Source organism: Pelagibaculum spongiae, from assembly GCF_003097315.1.
Lineage (GTDB): Bacteria > Pseudomonadota > Gammaproteobacteria > Enterobacterales > Pelagibaculaceae > Pelagibaculum > Pelagibaculum spongiae.
This window is the reverse complement of record NZ_QDDL01000006.1, coordinates 203528-218164: the sequence shown is the minus strand read 5'-3', so window position 1 is coordinate 218164 and position 14637 is coordinate 203528. Positions and strand designations below refer to the sequence as shown.

Genomic DNA, 14637 nt, shown 5'->3' with positions numbered 1-14637 from the left:
CAGAAGTATCATCTGTTTTTCATAAATTCAGAATACCGATTCTGTTATTTACTTTTACACTACAAATCTGTTGGAACTACTACAGCTTCGCCAGCAACGTATTTTGGCGCAGCTGTTATTGTAGGTGCTGCTGCTGTGTTATATGAACTGTCATCGCCCACTGCTAAAGAATCAAATTCTGCAGTGTAGGTTGGATAATCATCTAAAATGTCACAGCTTTCTTGGTTTTCGGATTCTTCGGCACTCAAAGAAATATCTGTAGCCTTGACTAGGTAAGTACCTAAAATATAACCATCAACAAGATTATAAACAGAAGAATTCCCCATAGAACCGCGACCGTAGTAAGTCATCGTTTGATCGGCTGGCTCACTTTCATCATTTCTTAGATCAACTGTTCCTATTTCAATACCCGTAAATTCAATTGGGTCACCAAATTCTACCGTGTTATTACCTGAATCCTTCACAGCCGCATTACCCGACCCATCAACTGTTAGTGTATAAGTTTCGTTATTACTGTGGCGCGTCACGGTATATGTGCCAGCAACTGTAAACAAATCTTCCGGCCAAACACCATATTTATCAACGATACCATTAGTCGTACTTTCACCGATGCTATAACTAAAACCAAACCCCGACTCTAAATTAAATGCACTACCGTCAAGATTAAACAGCGCATAGCCATAAACTTTCTCGATAGGATCAGCTCTATCAAAACAAACATCAACCTCTGGATTGACTTGGTTATGCTGAATGAAATCACTATTAAAAATTACGTCTGCTTCATTACCGCGATCTCGAATTACTGCACCACCAGCACTACCATTAATAGCAGTCTTAGCGACAAGTTTAGAAGATAGCTCGCCAACACCATCATTAGTGACTTTAAATACGTGGTATGGCTCAGCTGCACTTGAATCAACATCAACAACCAAGTGCTGCTTGACACTAATATTGTCATTTGAGTTTTTATCTAGCTTGAAATATTCAAAGCGACCATATGGGTTGGCGTCACTGATGCTTTCATTGATTAAAAAACGCACTGTCACGTTAAAATTATCACCGCCTCTAGAGGTAGTCCACCAGAGATCTATCTGATAGCCACTAGCCAATTCCGTTACTTGAGAAATTACATCTTTATAACTGGTATTGTCTTCTTCAAAGCATTTTCCCTCATCGACTAATGAGCGATAAGGCAGAGCGCCAACATTGGCTTGCGGATTCGTTTGGCCAACAAAACACAATGCACCGTTAACTACTTTAAAAATTGCACCACCTGGGTGTTCATCAACACCTAAATTTGTAGTGGTGAAATTATCAAAGTCGGTACCAGCTCCTGGAAGCGGGTCTGCAACTGCCAGAGGTACTACTTGTGATAAAGCAGACTTAGCTGAGAAATTTTTACTGGGTGACGCTGTTTGCTGCTCTTGAATCAAGCTAACAAAACTCGGTAGTTCTAAATCATTGCTATTATCACTGCTGCTGCTACCGCCACAAGAAATGACTGATAGAGCAACTGCGCTATAAATAAAATTTCGAGCTGTGAACATTTGCAAGTCCTTTGCATGGTTTTCCTGCATAGAAGATAGTAAAAATACACGGTCATATTGTGCTTAACCGCACATATAATGCTATAGGTGGTATAAAAACCATAGAAACTTTAATTTATTGAAAAACAATAGACAGTTGACTATTACAACATAACTTAACGCTATCGACCTTCTTATTAATGCCTTTTAAAAAACGTATGTTTGACACTTTAGAAGAACTATCAAAAAGAACAGTGGCACATCTAGCAAAAAAAACACTTATATTTGAACAGTGTGTTTTTTTTAAATACCGTTCTGATTCAGGTGAAGTTAGTCCATTAAGTTTGTATGGAGGATTATGCACAATACTATCGTTAATTTGGATAAGAGAACAACACGACCTTCAATGCTTAAAACTTTTCGTTTCAGATCCAGAAAACATAACAGAATTATACGGACTTAATGCAGCCTACAGCAATTATTTTTTTAATTTTGAAATAAACAAAAAACATCACACCATGCTTTTCAAAAATGAATTTCTTGTTAAAAAAATATCAAACCTAGATATTTCTGAAATACCTTATACAAAAGAAGCAGAATCTAACGGTGGGCTACATAGTAAAATTTTCTTTTTTTTCCATGAAATTTCTGCTCCAGGAGACTATCTAGTAACGTATCGTTTTGGAGAAAACGAGAGTAGCACTAACCCAGGTCACGTTTTCAACATACATATAACTGAAGAGAAGATGATGTTATTTGACTCCAATATCGGTGAAATAACATTTGAAAAATTAAACCCTGGCTATCTAGCTTGTTTTTTTACGCATACGTACTTTTTTCATAACAAAAAATTTCTTAAACTTGGCAAAGGGCATTGTTCAATTTCAAGCTATAAAATTGTTGACATTTCTATTCCAATAGAAGCAGAAATGTGAGGCAGTGATGCTTATTTAAAACAAATACAACTCAATAAAATTTGAGGGTTCAGAAATTTAAACTTGTCCCGGACGCTGTAGGTTTGACGCGTGTTAACGAAATCAGAAATCTGGCGGTACACTCCAAAAGTGTCTGATTGCTCTGCTTATCAAACACGCAATATAAGGTTCGGCACTTCGGGAAACAGAGTATTTATTATATTCCTCGACCTTTAAGTTATAAAATCCCATAATTCTATCAGCCTTCCCCCCGACGTTGCACTCACCTGAAACACTTTACTTGCACCAGCTTGAGTTAGCGTATCAATCGAGTATTGAGGGTTGGCATTTTCCATGTCGCACTTGGTGACGATGCCAATAATTTCCCGATCGCCAAACATTGAGGCAAACTCTGGAGGAAAATGCGTGTCATCACGTGGTGCATCATGCACCAGGAAAAACACTTGATAATCCATTCCGGCAGTCATCAGCGCACTATAAAAACGTGGGTTTTCCAGATATTCACCGGGGGTGTCGAGCACTTCTTTCAAATAATCCATCGCCTGAGTTTTTCTATATTGCAGCGATTGGTTATGCATCGTTTGAATCAGGGTGGCTTTACCTACATAGAGAACAATCATTGGTAGGCTGTGCTTAGCAGTACACATAAGCTATCGAACAGCGCAAAGGTCATAAGCCTTAAAATTATTGACAAACAACATGCCGCTGGCTATTGAATACAGTTAATCGCGATCAACTATTTTACTCATGCCTCTAAAAAAACAAACACCTGAAGCACTACGTAAATCTGCTGAAAGAATGTTGAAAGATTCAAAAACCCAATTAACAGATACATTCAATCAGCATGATTTTATTAACAACCTACCTAGTTCATCTGAGTATAAAGAATTAAAGAATCACAAAGGAGTTTGCTTTGCATTATCAATTCTTTGGGTGAAAAAATTACATAACCTACCAGCACTTAAGCGCTTTATTTTAGATCCAAATAACGCAAAAAAGCTAATTAAATACAACCAAATTCTTAATGTTTTTTTTAATGATTTTGAACAAAAAAAGGGTATGGAAGGTACAATTCCAAGCTTTAAGCTTATTATCAAAACAATATCACGCGTAGAGATCTTTGGTGTACCTTTTACACAAAGAGCAGAAGTGGAATCTGAAAATGGAATGCATACTAAAATTTTCTATCTTTTTTATGCTATGTCTGCTCCAGGAGACTATTTATTAACATTGCGGTTTGGAAAAGACAAGAGCAACGTCGATCAGGGACATACTATCAACATAATAACCACTCAAAATCGAATGATATTGTTTGATCCTAACTACGGTGAAATCGCATTTGAAAATTTGAACCCCAGCTACGCAGCTTGTTTTTTTGCAACGCATTATTTTCACTTTGGAAACAAATATTTTTATATTTCAAGCTTTAAAATTATAAATCTTGAAAACAATAGGTTGAATCATACAGCTTCAGGTTCTGTAATAGAAACAGAAGTATGAAACATTAAGGATCATTTAAGATAAATAAATTAAGTTTAAGCTATAAAATCCCATAATTCTGTCAGCCCTTCCCCCGACGTTGCACTCACCTGAAACACTTTACTTGCACCAGCCTGAACTAGCGTATCAATCGAGTATTGAGGGTTGGCATTTTCCATATCGCACTTGGTGACGATGCCAATAATTTCCCGATCGCCAAACATTGAGGCAAACCCTGGAGGAAAATGCGTGTCATCACGCGATGCATCATGCACCAGGCAAATAACTTGATAATCCATTCCGGCAGTCATCAGCGCACTATAAAAACGTGGGTTTTCCAGATATTCACCGGGGGTGTCGAGCACTTCTTTCAAATAATCCATCGCCTGGGTTTTTCTATATTGCAGCGGTTGATTATGCATTGCTTGAATTAAGGTAGTTTTACCTGCCGATGTTGCGCCAATTAACATAAATTTTTTCATAGTACTTTTCACTTCGCATTTTTATGTATCATTTATATCTAGCAGATATAAGTTGGCCCACAGCATTTGCCATGGGCCAACTTAAAACTAACAACTTAAAGTTCGCTTGAAACCGATTCACTAATGCTTAAGATCGCGTCAGTTTACTCGGCGCAAAACCCATGCTCACTAATAATTCGAGCACCGCGGTTAAGCCTTCTTCAACACTCGATACATCACCAGATACAACCAGGCAGCCGGTAAATCTATCTAAAAAACCAACATTAACACCGGCCGCTTTGGTTGCAACATCTGCTGCAATAATCGAGGCTTCAGCTGGGGTAATTGTCATAATACCAATCGCATTAATATCATCACCATTTAAACCTAGCTTGGTATAAATATCTTTTTGCGGATGAGCAATCAGGTGCGCTAAAGTCACCTGTTTTCCAGGAACATATTCCTGTATCACTCGTTGCTTTTCTTGGTCCATTAAAACTCCGCATATTGCGCGTGTTGAATTACTTGCAGGTTGCTTCCCAGTTTGCTGGGTAAACTACATACATAAAGCGGGAGAAACCTGGTGAGCTGAACTGAATGTTTGAGCCTTTAGGAATCAGAATAATATCACCCGCATGGCCAATTACTTTACGGCCATCGATGATGATTTCCAAAGTACCTTCGATGATGTAATCAACTTCGTCGTAGTTCAAGGTCCAATCGAATGCACTTTCTTTCATTTCCATGATGCCAGCGCCAAGACGTGGGCTTTCATCCAGATCAAACAGATCGATCAGATATACATGGTCACCTGGCTTGCCTGTATCGAACTTTTGAGGGCGAACACTCTTACCACGAACGACTGAAACACCGCTTGGATCAACATGCTTGTCGAAATTACAGGCTGGCTTAGCGGCTGTTTTGCCAAGCTGCTCTGCTACAACCTTACGGATAACCTGTTCAAGTAGTTCAGGAGTCATTTCTGCCATGATGGTTACTCTCAATTTTGATCCAGACTTTTCTTTATGACCAAACAGTCAATTAGACAGTTTTGGTAGCAAGCTACCCTGCTTAATATCATCAGGCCCGAGTATTTCTGGACAAGGAAAATTATAATTTGCCGACAATTCAACTATTAAACATTGCAGTTACGGCAAAAGATGAATATCGACTATCTATTTAATCTTTTTCATTACTTCAGCGGTTAGCTGAGAAATGTGCTCTGATTTTTCAACACCAAAAGATTCACGTAGAATTCTCTTTATGTCGGATTTAATTTCCCCAGGGCATGGCTTATTCTCGACAAGCTTTTGCTCGACTGGTTTTTTCTGACCTGATTTTGCCGGTCTTGCATCAGAGCTTCGATTTAAATCTGATTCCCAGATAATTTTTAGGCCGGCTTTAGATGCGGCATCTCTTGCAGAAGGTGCAACCATAGCGCCCTTGGGGACAACTAAAGCGCCATCACGCAAGTATTCCTGGCAATTTCTATCGTTAATCAGAAGCTTACCCACTTAAATCTCTCCCAAGCAGCCTCAAAATATTGGCCGAATTATTGAACTTCGACATCATCAATGATGCCAATAATGCAGGCATCTATAGGCGCTTCATTTGGAAGTAAAGCTTTGCGTGCTGCGCCACCGCGAGCAATCAAAACAGTTTCACCGATACCTGCGCCAATAATATCGGCACAAACCATTGAACTGGATGAAACATCTTTTCCATGTTCAATAATTTCCACCACCATCAGTTTCTGACCACGCAAACCGTCGTGCTTGCGCGTTGCCCAGACATTGCCGGTTACCTTGCCAATTAACACTGATGCCTCTCCGAAATCATTTGCCGCAGACGCGGCCGAAAGTAAAACTAAATTATGCTTACGCTAATACTTTGCATTCTGCAGCATGTTGATATCTGTCATGACAACTTCTTGCTAACCTGTCGTTGAATCAAGATTTGATTGGTTTTACTTAAATCGGCGATGACCTTCAGTCGTCTTTGCTTGCTCACAGATCAAAATTCCCGCTTTACTGAACAAATACTCAGTGATCATGGATTATCATTGCACTATAAGTTGGTCTTAATATGTAGGTTCGGACTATTTGGACCTAACCAAATTTTATTGGAATGCCACTTCTATCTTTTGTGGCGAAAACAGAATAAATCATCAATTTCTGGAGCAATGTTTACATGTGGGATCTGCTGACCTCGGTTGCACTTCAGGTCGCTTTAGCGCTGATTCTTGATCGGGCATTTGGTGAACCATCACACCACCATCCGCTGGTTTTATTTGGCAAGTTAGCCAATCACCTTGAACGCTGGTTTCATCCCGGCGAAGCCGCTATGCCAAGCGCACAGAAAAAACAGGGGGTGATTGCACTGGTTTGTGCTGTGGCATTCCCAGTCATTATTGCCTTGTTATTAAGTAAGTTACCGCTGGTTGGCTGGTGGGTTGGCGTAATACTGTTATGGCTGGCAATTGGCGGCAATAGTCTGGCGCACCATGCCCGGCAAGTATCGACCGCACTGCATTATCAGAATTTACCGGCAGCGCGGGATAAAACCCAAATGATTGTTAGCCGTAATTGCGCCACGTTGGATGAAAACGGTGTAGTAAAAGCCACCACAGAATCGGTTCTAGAAAATGGCAGCGATGCTATTTTTGGCGCTATTTTTTGGTTTGTAATTGCTGGTGCGCCCGGGGTTGTGCTCTATCGGTTAGCCAACACATTAGATGCAATGTGGGGTTATCGAAATGATCGCTTTATTTGGTTTGGCTGGGCGGCTGCTCGCTTCGACGACCTAATCAATTATATTCCGGCGCGCTTAACTGCTTATACCTATGCAATTCAAGGCGAATGGAAAACTGCCCGCCAATGCTGGCAGCGCCAAGCACCTCAGTGGGATAGCCCAAATGCCGGTGTGGTAATGGCAGCCGGTGCTGGTGCATTGGAAATTCAGTTAGGTGGCCCTGCGGTTTATCATGGTGAAGTTCACCAACGGCCAGAATTAGGTTGTGGAAAGACTGCACAAGCTGAAGATATTGAACGTGCAATTGCCTTAATAGAAAAAGGGCCGTGGATCTGGGTGAGTAGTTTATTTGTGCTCACTCTGATGTTTAGCTGATTATATCTATTCAGCCTTCTATTCCCTACGACTCTATTTCCTACGGCCTTATGATAAATAAACAAAAAAACCTACAACATGGCGGTGGATTAATCGCCGCCGCTGAAAAATTTCAGATTCCGGTGACTGACTGGCTAGATTTATCCACTGGCGTTAATCCCGATTGCTACCCGGCTCAAAATATTTCATTTGAAGCTTGGAACCGCTTACCCCAAACAAATGATGGGCTAGAACAAGCTGCAGCTAATTATTATCAGTGCCAACATTTATTGCCGGTAGCCGGTAGTCAGGCTGCGATTATGGCGCTGCCACAACTTAGGTTGGCCAATATTAATCTGACGGTAAATTTATCATCGCCCCATGGCTTTGATTCACAAGGGCAAATAAAAATATTACTCCCTGAACTGGGTTATAAAGAACATTTTAAAGCTTGGTTTAATGCTGGATTTTCTATCGAGCTTTATCAGCAAACACCCACGCAACAGCAAATTGATGCCGCTGACGTGTTGTTGGTAATTAACCCCAATAACCCTGCTGGCTGGTGTTATTCAACCGAACAACTTATGGAATGGCACCAACAGCTAGCACAAAAAGGCGGCTGGTTGATTGTCGATGAAGCTTTTATCGACACCGCGCCAGATCAGAGCATTGCTGCACAAACCGGCCAACAAGGTTTGATCGTTTTACGCTCGCTGGGAAAATTCTTTGGCTTGGCCGGCGCCCGAGTTGGCTTTGTACTCGGTTGCCCTGGTTTATTAACTGCATTAGAAAGTTACCTTGGCCCATGGAGCATTAGCGGGCCAGCACGAGAAGTCGCCACACAAGCGTTATCTGACCAAAACTGGCAGCAACAAAACCGGCAAAAGCTCATCGCATTAGGCGAACAGTTGCAGCAATTACTGCAACAATATTTCAGCTGCGAAATTCACGGCCCGGATTTATTCAAAACCGTGGTGATTAATAATGCATCTGAGCTGCATTTAGCACTCTGCCAGCAAGGCATTCTTACTCGTTTAACCGACGAACAACATGCACTACGTTTTGGCTTACCGGCAAATATTGAACAATTCGACCGGCTGGCGAATGCGCTAAATCGGTTAGATATCTAACAGCACTTAAAACATATATTTTAAATACAGCTACAACATCATTCACAGCATCATTCACAGCATCATTCGATAGCAATAATTACTGGCTATTTTTAGTGATCAAAGTCTGAAAAAGCTAAAACTTTAAATTGGTTTGACCATCTCGATTGATACCTATCAGTAAGTCATCTTTATGCTTCGGTATGCTTAGATCATCGTAAAGATCGTCTAATTACTTACCTCCAGGAGCAGTGTTTTGGCAAGGCAACTTATCACTCAGGATCATGTGGAAAAGCTTGCAAGTGGAACGACTTTAAATATCGGTCCGGGCCAGATTTTAACCCCTGGTGCTCGCGATGCAGCCTCTGCAAAAAAAATCCATCTAGCATTTGGTGAGCACGAAGAACCTCTGCAAAAAAGCAGTAAAGAGAAATCGCCACATATTGGTTACCACAGCGAGGCAGCAGAAAATGCTGGCCCTGATTTTTATATGCCACCACTTAACTTGCAAGGCCGTGGCTGCCTAAAACGCTTGGGTACCAAACTCAAGGAAATGGGTTTTAAAAAGGCGCTGTTGGTTACCGATAAAGTACTTCGCACTACCGGCTTGGTTGATAAAGTCACGGGCATGCTGGAATACGGTTATGGGATTGACACCATTATCTATGATGGCACCCAGCCGAACCCGACCACTACCAATGTTTATGACGGCGTTAAGTTACTGCAAAAACATGAATGTGACTTAGTCATTTCATTAGGTGGCGGCTCACCGCATGACTGCGCCAAAGCGATTGCATTAATTGCAACTAACGGTGGTCGTGTTTGCAACTTTGAAGGTATGGATAAGGTTCGCAAAGCAGCAATGCCACTGGCGGCAATTAACACTACTGCTGGCACTGCATCAGAAATGACGCGCTTTTGTATCATCACCAACCCAAAGAACCATGTAAAAATGGCTTTGGTTGATCATCATGTCACACCGATGATTTCGGTAAATGACCCTGAATTAATGACCGGCATGCCAAAAGGTTTAACCGCCGCTACCGGCATGGATGCATTAACTCATGCCATGGAAGCTTATGTTTCTACCCAGGCAACCCCGATTACCGATGCTTGCGCCAGTAAAGCGATTGAGCTGATTGTAAATTATCTGCCCAGAGCGGTAGATAATGGCGAAGACATGGAAGCTCGCGAAATGATGGCCTATGCCGAATTTTTGGCTGGCATGGCATTTAATAATGCAGGCCTTGGTTTGGTACACGCCATGGCACATCAGTTAGGTGGCTTTTACGATTTACCACACGGCGTTTGTAATGCGGTGCTGCTACCCCATGTGTCTGCTTATAATATGCCGGTGATTGAAGATCGGTTAGCAGCAATTGGCCGCCATAAAGGCATTGTTGCCGATACGGATTTAAACAATCCTCGCCAATGCGCAATTAAAACCATTGAAAGTATTGTTCGTTTGAACATGCAAGTGGGTATTCCTGCCAATTTAAGTGAATTGGGCGTACTGGAAAAAGATCTCGCCGAAATGGCTGCTAATGCAATTAAAGATTCTTGTATCTCAACCAACCCTCGGGAAGTTGACCAGCAAGCAATTGAAAGAATTTTTAAAGCCGCGCTTTGATGCTTTAAATCTTTACAAGGCCTCGACTTATGTCGGGGCTTTTTTATAGGTGAAATAATAGTGGAGTAGCAGGGTGGATAAATAAACACTCCGCATCCTGAGACACCTAATTCTATGTTACGTAAGTTGCACGGAGCAGCTGTAGGCGCGACCTGCAACGTTCGGTGCGTTCAACAAATACCGGGCAAACAAATAGGTCGGTTACCACCTTATAAATTCAAACATCAACCGTTGGAATAAATTGCACCATGGTCAAGTTGCAGGTCGCGCTTAGCGCTCCGTGCAACCTACGGAGTATTCACCAAATACCAGACAGCAATTATTTATCTCATAAAATCAAAAAAAAACGCCCCACCAATCCATGGCAGAGCGTTTTAGTTACTTAAAAAACTCGGAGAACGAATTTTTTAGCACATGTAAATTACATGGCTTTTTTGTAAATCTCACACACTTCTTCGTGGGTAGGCTGCTTAGGGTTAGTGAAGCCACAAGCATCTTTCAAGGCATTGTCTGCCAAAGTGGCAAAGTCTTCTTCCTTAGCCCCCAATTCTGCCAAGCCTGCAGGAATTCCAATATCAGCACTTAATTTACGAATAGCGACCAATGCGGCTTTCGCGCCTTCGTCGTCAGACATCCCCATAACATTAATGCCCATTGCGCGTGCGACATCTTTCAGGCGAGCAGCAGAAACCTGCGCGTTATATTCCTGAACATGTGGCAACAGAATTGCGTTACAAACCCCATGCGGCAAGTCGTAGAAGCCACCCAACTGGTGCGCCATCGCATGTACATAACCCAAGCTTGCGTTGTTGAATGCCATGCCCGCTAATAGCTGTGCGTAGGCCATTTTTTCACGGGCTTGCATGTTGTCGCCATCGGCAACCGCTGCGCGTAAATACTTTTCGACCAATTCAATCGCCATTAATGCGCTGGCGTCAGTCACTGGTGTGGCGATAATTGAAACATAAGCTTCAACCGCGTGAGTCAGTGCATCCATACCGGTCGCCGCAGTCAGGCTTTTTGGCATATCTTTCATTAATGCAGGATCATTGACTGATAAAATTGGCGTAGTGTTTTTATCTACGATCGCCATTTTTACGTGACGCTCTTCATCAGTAATAATGCAGAAACGAGTAATTTCTGATGCGGTACCTGCAGTGGTATTAATCGCTACTAGCGGCATTTGCGGCTTGGCAGACTGGTCAACACCTTCATAATCTTTAATGCTGCCGCCATTTGCTGCAACTAACGCAATACCTTTGGCGCAATCGTGTGGAGATCCACCGCCTAAAGAAATAATAAAATCACAATCAGATGCCTTTAGCATTTCCAAGCCAGCATCTACATTACCTACGGTTGGGTTTGGCTGAGTACCGTCAAATACCAAACTCGTAATATCTGCAGCGCCGAGATCTTCTACAACCTTGCTTACCAGACCGATTTCCACTAATGGCTTGTCGGTAACGATCAATGCTTTGGAGAAACCCAGACTTTTAATATCGGCTACTGCCTCTTTTAGACATCCTTCACCCATCAAATTAACAGCAGGCATGAAAAACTTATAAGCAGCCATAATTATTCACCTATCAAATAGTTAAAATATAAAATTAATAACGTGACAAAATTTCCTGATATAGAAACTACTCCGAATCAGAATTTCGCTTTTGACCTATGTCATCGGAGGTAGCGAACTCATATCAAACTAAGCAACAATGACTGACAAATCGGTATTACCACTTTAATTACTTGAATTTAATAAATAAACTAGCAGTTAAGGCTGTTTTTAATTGGTATAACCATTTGAAAATAAAGTCTTTTGTTTTTTCGAATACGAACTAGCAAAGCTCATTTTTTATAAGTGAACATGAGAAATTTAAGCAGGGGTTGGCCATTTTCTTGATTGGTTTGCTGAATATACAACGGATAAAAGACGGAGTATTAAAAGTATCTTTAATGGTTTTGTGGCGGCAGCAGATGAATATTTAAGCTCAAGCGCAACAAGCTGAAATGGTTTTTTGATATTCGGGTATGAGAAATGGCGAGGAAGTCACAGTCTTCCAACACTCATATTTTTTTATTTGCCCACGTAGGTTGCACGGAGCAGCCGTAAGCGCGACCTGCAACGTTCGGTGCGTTCAACAAATACCGGGCAAACAATAGGTCAGTTACCACTCGATAAATTCAAACATCAACCGTTGGAATAAATTGCACCATGGTCCAGCGACATACATTACGTCCTTGTAAATAACCGCACCAGCATCCTGCTTCTTTGCGGAATACATTACGTCCTTGTAAATAAAAACCGGTGGCTTACGAATAAGCCACCGGTTTTTATCAAACGAATTTTTTACAACAAAGTGTTAAAGAATTCATCCGTTGGCGATGGGATAACCGCCTTATGAATTAACAGACCATTTTCTTGGCCGATTGCTGCACCGGCATCAACTGCTGCCTGAACTGCCGAAACATCACCAGTAATGGTGTAGAAAGACTTTCCACCGATGGCCATGGCCAACCGCAGTTCAATAATTTCTACATCAGCTGCTTTTGCTGAAGCATCACAAGCTAATACTGAAGTCGCTACGCTAAAAAATTCCAGCACGCCAACTGCATTAGGTTTGGTTGGCGGTGTCATACCGCGTAAGCCGTTTAATACCTGAGGATGAACATTAGGAATTAACAACTGATCGACAATATGGTGCCCACCTATAGCAACACCTGCCTCCAAAGAAGCCTGAACCGCAGCAACATCACCTGATACCAGAGAAATGTACTTACCTGGGCAAATCGTTTTTGCTTCTTCTAGGCGAACTTCTGCCGCTTTGGTCATAGTATCTGCTGATTCCATGCCCTTGGCGATGCTATTAAATTCGATCATAGCTAAGGATTTCATACTATTTCCTATGCCTCCGCGGAAATACGAACTGCACCATTTTCAATGGCGGTCACACGTCCACTAATACTTGCATGAACCGGTGCACCCAGCTTTTCTGCGGGTACCTGTCCAATCATTTGACCTTCAGTAACCTGATCACCGACAGCGACAACAGCTTGGCATGGCGCACCAATATGCTGACTCAGTGAAATTTCTACCGACTGACTATACAGCGGCAGATAATCGGCCAATTTCTGATGGTAATAAGGACTTAAACCGATACGTGCAATTAAACGCTCTGGTGGGATTTTCTTAAAATCACGACCTTCACGACCGGTTATTGGCTTGTCTGTTTCTGGCGCTTGATAACGAATACCCTTTTTGCGTAATTCGTCAGCAATAATCAGATTGACCTGACGAGGTGAAATATCCATAGGACATGCCGTCAGCTCACAAATGCCGCAAGCACAGCACAATAAAGCTTCCTGATGTTCCTGGGTATACTCCTCAACTCGGCCTAATACCCGCATCATTTTATGTGGATGCAGATCATGGCCAATCTGGAAACGCGGGCACTGCTCAGTACAAAAACCGCACTGGATACATGCCGACAAGGTTTCTTTAAGAATACGTTGTGGCGTTCTTTCGCTACGCAAAACCAAATAATGATCACGCGGTAGAACGATCAAACCACCGTCAGCTTTGGTGACGGTTAACTCTGCTAGCTGGTCTTTATAGAGAATCGGTCCCATCATAGGGCCGCCGCGAATCACCGCGTAATCTTCCAGTTTTGAGCCGCCTGCTGCTTCAATACATTCAGCCAGCGTCATACCTAAAGGTGCTTCAATCAGCCGAGGCTGTTTAACTTCACCAACCACTGTAATAATTTTACGAGTAACTGATTTTCCCTGGCTAGCACGGAACACATTGATTAATGTACCGACATTGGAAACCACACAGCCCACTTGCAACGGAATACCTGCAGGCGGAACGGTTCTTCCAGTGACGTCATAAACCATGGTTTGTTCATCGCCCGCTGGATAATAATTATCCATACCGAAAATCTCTACATCGGCATTTAATCGAGCGATCGATTCTTCAAGAACCGCAATTTCAGTTTTATATTTTGCCTTCAGTGCTACAACCGCTTTAGAAGCCTGTACTTGCTGCTTTGCCAGCAATACACCAGCAATCATCTCATCAGCATTCTGGCGCATTAGAAACTTGTCAGTTTCCAATAGCGGCTCACATTCTGCTGCATTGACGATCAAATACTCGGCTTTAGCGTTGAGTTTGACATGAGTAGGAAAGCCTGCACCGCCGGCACCGACAACACCTGCATCCCTGACTTGCTCAATCAGATTCATCTGCCCTGACCCAATTCTCAATTTATTAGCGCAAGGGTCTCCCTCACCAGACTTACCGGCAATGGAATAGATCAACTAATTAGGCATGAGAGAATTATCACAGGGGTGAGATTGATGCCGGTCAAGGGAAAGTACGCCGCGAAAGATTCA

General features: G+C 42.2%; 15 protein-coding genes. 5 read left to right on the top strand and 10 right to left on the bottom strand.

The features are described from left to right. Positions 1 to 59: 59 nt before the first annotated feature. Positions 60 to 1547 carry a hypothetical protein gene (locus DC094_RS15145; protein ID WP_116687966.1) on the bottom strand — a complete coding sequence of 496 codons (1488 nt, stop codon included), beginning with the start codon at positions 1545 to 1547 and terminating at the stop codon, positions 60 to 62. Positions 1548 to 1726: 179 nt separating this feature from the next. On the opposite strand from DC094_RS15145, the gene DC094_RS15140 reads away from it, so the two are divergent. Continuing rightward, entirely contained in the window at positions 1727 to 2461 is a 735-nt protein-coding gene (locus DC094_RS15140) for a restriction endonuclease subunit S domain-containing protein (protein ID WP_116687965.1), read from the top strand. Positions 2462 to 2673: 212 nt separating this feature from the next. Here the strand turns inward: DC094_RS15140 and DC094_RS15135 are convergent, their stop codons facing one another. Further along, positions 2674 to 3081 (bottom strand): EutP/PduV family microcompartment system protein, encoded by a 408-nt coding sequence (locus DC094_RS15135; RefSeq protein ID WP_116687964.1) that lies wholly within the window; start codon positions 3079 to 3081, stop codon positions 2674 to 2676. A gap of 127 nt (positions 3082 to 3208) precedes the next feature. Between DC094_RS15135 and DC094_RS15130 the strand changes: the two genes are divergently transcribed. Then, the gene (locus DC094_RS15130) at positions 3209 to 3961 is read left to right on the top strand and encodes a YopT-type cysteine protease domain-containing protein (RefSeq protein WP_116687963.1); all 753 of its coding nucleotides are present in this window, start codon (positions 3209 to 3211) and stop codon (positions 3959 to 3961) included. A 35-nt stretch (positions 3962 to 3996) separates the two neighbouring features. Here DC094_RS15130 and DC094_RS15125 read toward each other — a convergent pair whose 3' ends face one another. The 5 genes from DC094_RS15125 to DC094_RS15105 form a co-directional block, all read right to left on the bottom strand. Continuing rightward, positions 3997 to 4422 carry a EutP/PduV family microcompartment system protein gene (locus DC094_RS15125; protein ID WP_116687962.1) on the bottom strand — a complete coding sequence of 142 codons (426 nt, stop codon included), beginning with the start codon at positions 4420 to 4422 and terminating at the stop codon, positions 3997 to 3999. A gap of 127 nt (positions 4423 to 4549) precedes the next feature. Continuing rightward, positions 4550 to 4894 carry a BMC domain-containing protein gene (locus DC094_RS15120; RefSeq protein ID WP_116687961.1) on the bottom strand — a complete coding sequence of 115 codons (345 nt, stop codon included), beginning with the start codon at positions 4892 to 4894 and terminating at the stop codon, positions 4550 to 4552. A gap of 28 nt (positions 4895 to 4922) precedes the next feature. Next, positions 4923 to 5390 carry a EutQ-related cupin domain-containing protein gene (locus DC094_RS15115; RefSeq protein WP_206605668.1) on the bottom strand — a complete coding sequence of 156 codons (468 nt, stop codon included), beginning with the start codon at positions 5388 to 5390 and terminating at the stop codon, positions 4923 to 4925. 186 nt (positions 5391 to 5576) lie between these two features. Then, the gene (locus DC094_RS15110; RefSeq protein WP_116687960.1) at positions 5577 to 5915 is read right to left on the bottom strand and encodes a hypothetical protein; all 339 of its coding nucleotides are present in this window, start codon (positions 5913 to 5915) and stop codon (positions 5577 to 5579) included. Positions 5916 to 5953: 38 nt separating this feature from the next. Further along, positions 5954 to 6220, bottom strand: a complete 267-nt coding sequence (locus DC094_RS15105; RefSeq protein ID WP_116687959.1) for a EutN/CcmL family microcompartment protein — start codon at positions 6218 to 6220, stop codon at positions 5954 to 5956. A gap of 371 nt (positions 6221 to 6591) precedes the next feature. Between DC094_RS15105 and cbiB the strand changes: the two genes are divergently transcribed. The 3 genes from cbiB (at position 6592) to DC094_RS15090 (ending at position 10245) form a co-directional block, all read left to right on the top strand. Then, on the top strand, positions 6592 to 7527 hold the full coding sequence (cbiB, locus tag DC094_RS15100; RefSeq protein WP_116687958.1) for an adenosylcobinamide-phosphate synthase CbiB: 936 nt from the start codon (positions 6592 to 6594) through the stop codon (positions 7525 to 7527). Positions 7528 to 7577: 50 nt separating this feature from the next. After that, positions 7578 to 8636, top strand: coding sequence for a threonine-phosphate decarboxylase CobD (gene cobD, locus DC094_RS15095; protein ID WP_116687957.1), 1059 nt, complete (start codon positions 7578 to 7580; stop codon positions 8634 to 8636). 235 nt (positions 8637 to 8871) lie between these two features. Beyond that, positions 8872 to 10245, top strand: a complete 1374-nt coding sequence (locus tag DC094_RS15090; RefSeq protein ID WP_241504064.1) for an iron-containing alcohol dehydrogenase — start codon at positions 8872 to 8874, stop codon at positions 10243 to 10245. A 421-nt stretch (positions 10246 to 10666) separates the two neighbouring features. Here the strand turns inward: DC094_RS15090 and yiaY are convergent, their stop codons facing one another. The 3 genes from yiaY to DC094_RS15075 all read right to left on the bottom strand — a co-directional run bounded on the left by yiaY (position 10667) and on the right by DC094_RS15075 (position 14487). Further along, a complete protein-coding gene (yiaY, locus tag DC094_RS15085; RefSeq protein WP_116687956.1) occupies positions 10667 to 11818 on the bottom strand; it encodes an L-threonine dehydrogenase in 1152 nt (383 codons plus the stop codon). A 774-nt stretch (positions 11819 to 12592) separates the two neighbouring features. Continuing rightward, entirely contained in the window at positions 12593 to 13138 is a 546-nt protein-coding gene (locus tag DC094_RS15080; protein WP_116687955.1) for a BMC domain-containing protein, read from the bottom strand. An 8-nt stretch (positions 13139 to 13146) separates the two neighbouring features. After that, a complete protein-coding gene (locus DC094_RS15075) occupies positions 13147 to 14487 on the bottom strand; it encodes a 4Fe-4S dicluster domain-containing protein (protein WP_116687954.1) in 1341 nt (446 codons plus the stop codon). Positions 14488 to 14637 lie beyond the last annotated feature (150 nt).

Coding starts and splice junctions, on each gene's coding strand:
- cobD (WP_116687957.1), top strand. CDS start 7,578: ATGATAAATAAACAAAAAAACCTACAACATGGCGGTGGATTAATCGCC.
- DC094_RS15115 (WP_206605668.1), bottom strand. CDS start 5,390: ATGGCAGAAATGACTCCTGAACTACTTGAACAGGTTATCCGTAAGGTT.
- DC094_RS15145 (WP_116687966.1), bottom strand. CDS start 1,547: ATGTTCACAGCTCGAAATTTTATTTATAGCGCAGTTGCTCTATCAGTC.
- DC094_RS15075 (WP_116687954.1), bottom strand. CDS start 14,487: ATGAATCTGATTGAGCAAGTCAGGGATGCAGGTGTTGTCGGTGCCGGC.
- cbiB (WP_116687958.1), top strand. CDS start 6,592: ATGTGGGATCTGCTGACCTCGGTTGCACTTCAGGTCGCTTTAGCGCTG.
- DC094_RS15120 (WP_116687961.1), bottom strand. CDS start 4,894: ATGGACCAAGAAAAGCAACGAGTGATACAGGAATATGTTCCTGGAAAA.
- DC094_RS15140 (WP_116687965.1), top strand. CDS start 1,727: ATGCCTTTTAAAAAACGTATGTTTGACACTTTAGAAGAACTATCAAAA.
- DC094_RS15125 (WP_116687962.1), bottom strand. CDS start 4,422: ATGAAAAAATTTATGTTAATTGGCGCAACATCGGCAGGTAAAACTACC.
- DC094_RS15130 (WP_116687963.1), top strand. CDS start 3,209: ATGCCTCTAAAAAAACAAACACCTGAAGCACTACGTAAATCTGCTGAA.
- yiaY (WP_116687956.1), bottom strand. CDS start 11,818: ATGGCTGCTTATAAGTTTTTCATGCCTGCTGTTAATTTGATGGGTGAA.
- DC094_RS15080 (WP_116687955.1), bottom strand. CDS start 13,138: ATGAAATCCTTAGCTATGATCGAATTTAATAGCATCGCCAAGGGCATG.
- DC094_RS15135 (WP_116687964.1), bottom strand. CDS start 3,081: ATGATTGTTCTCTATGTAGGTAAAGCCACCCTGATTCAAACGATGCAT.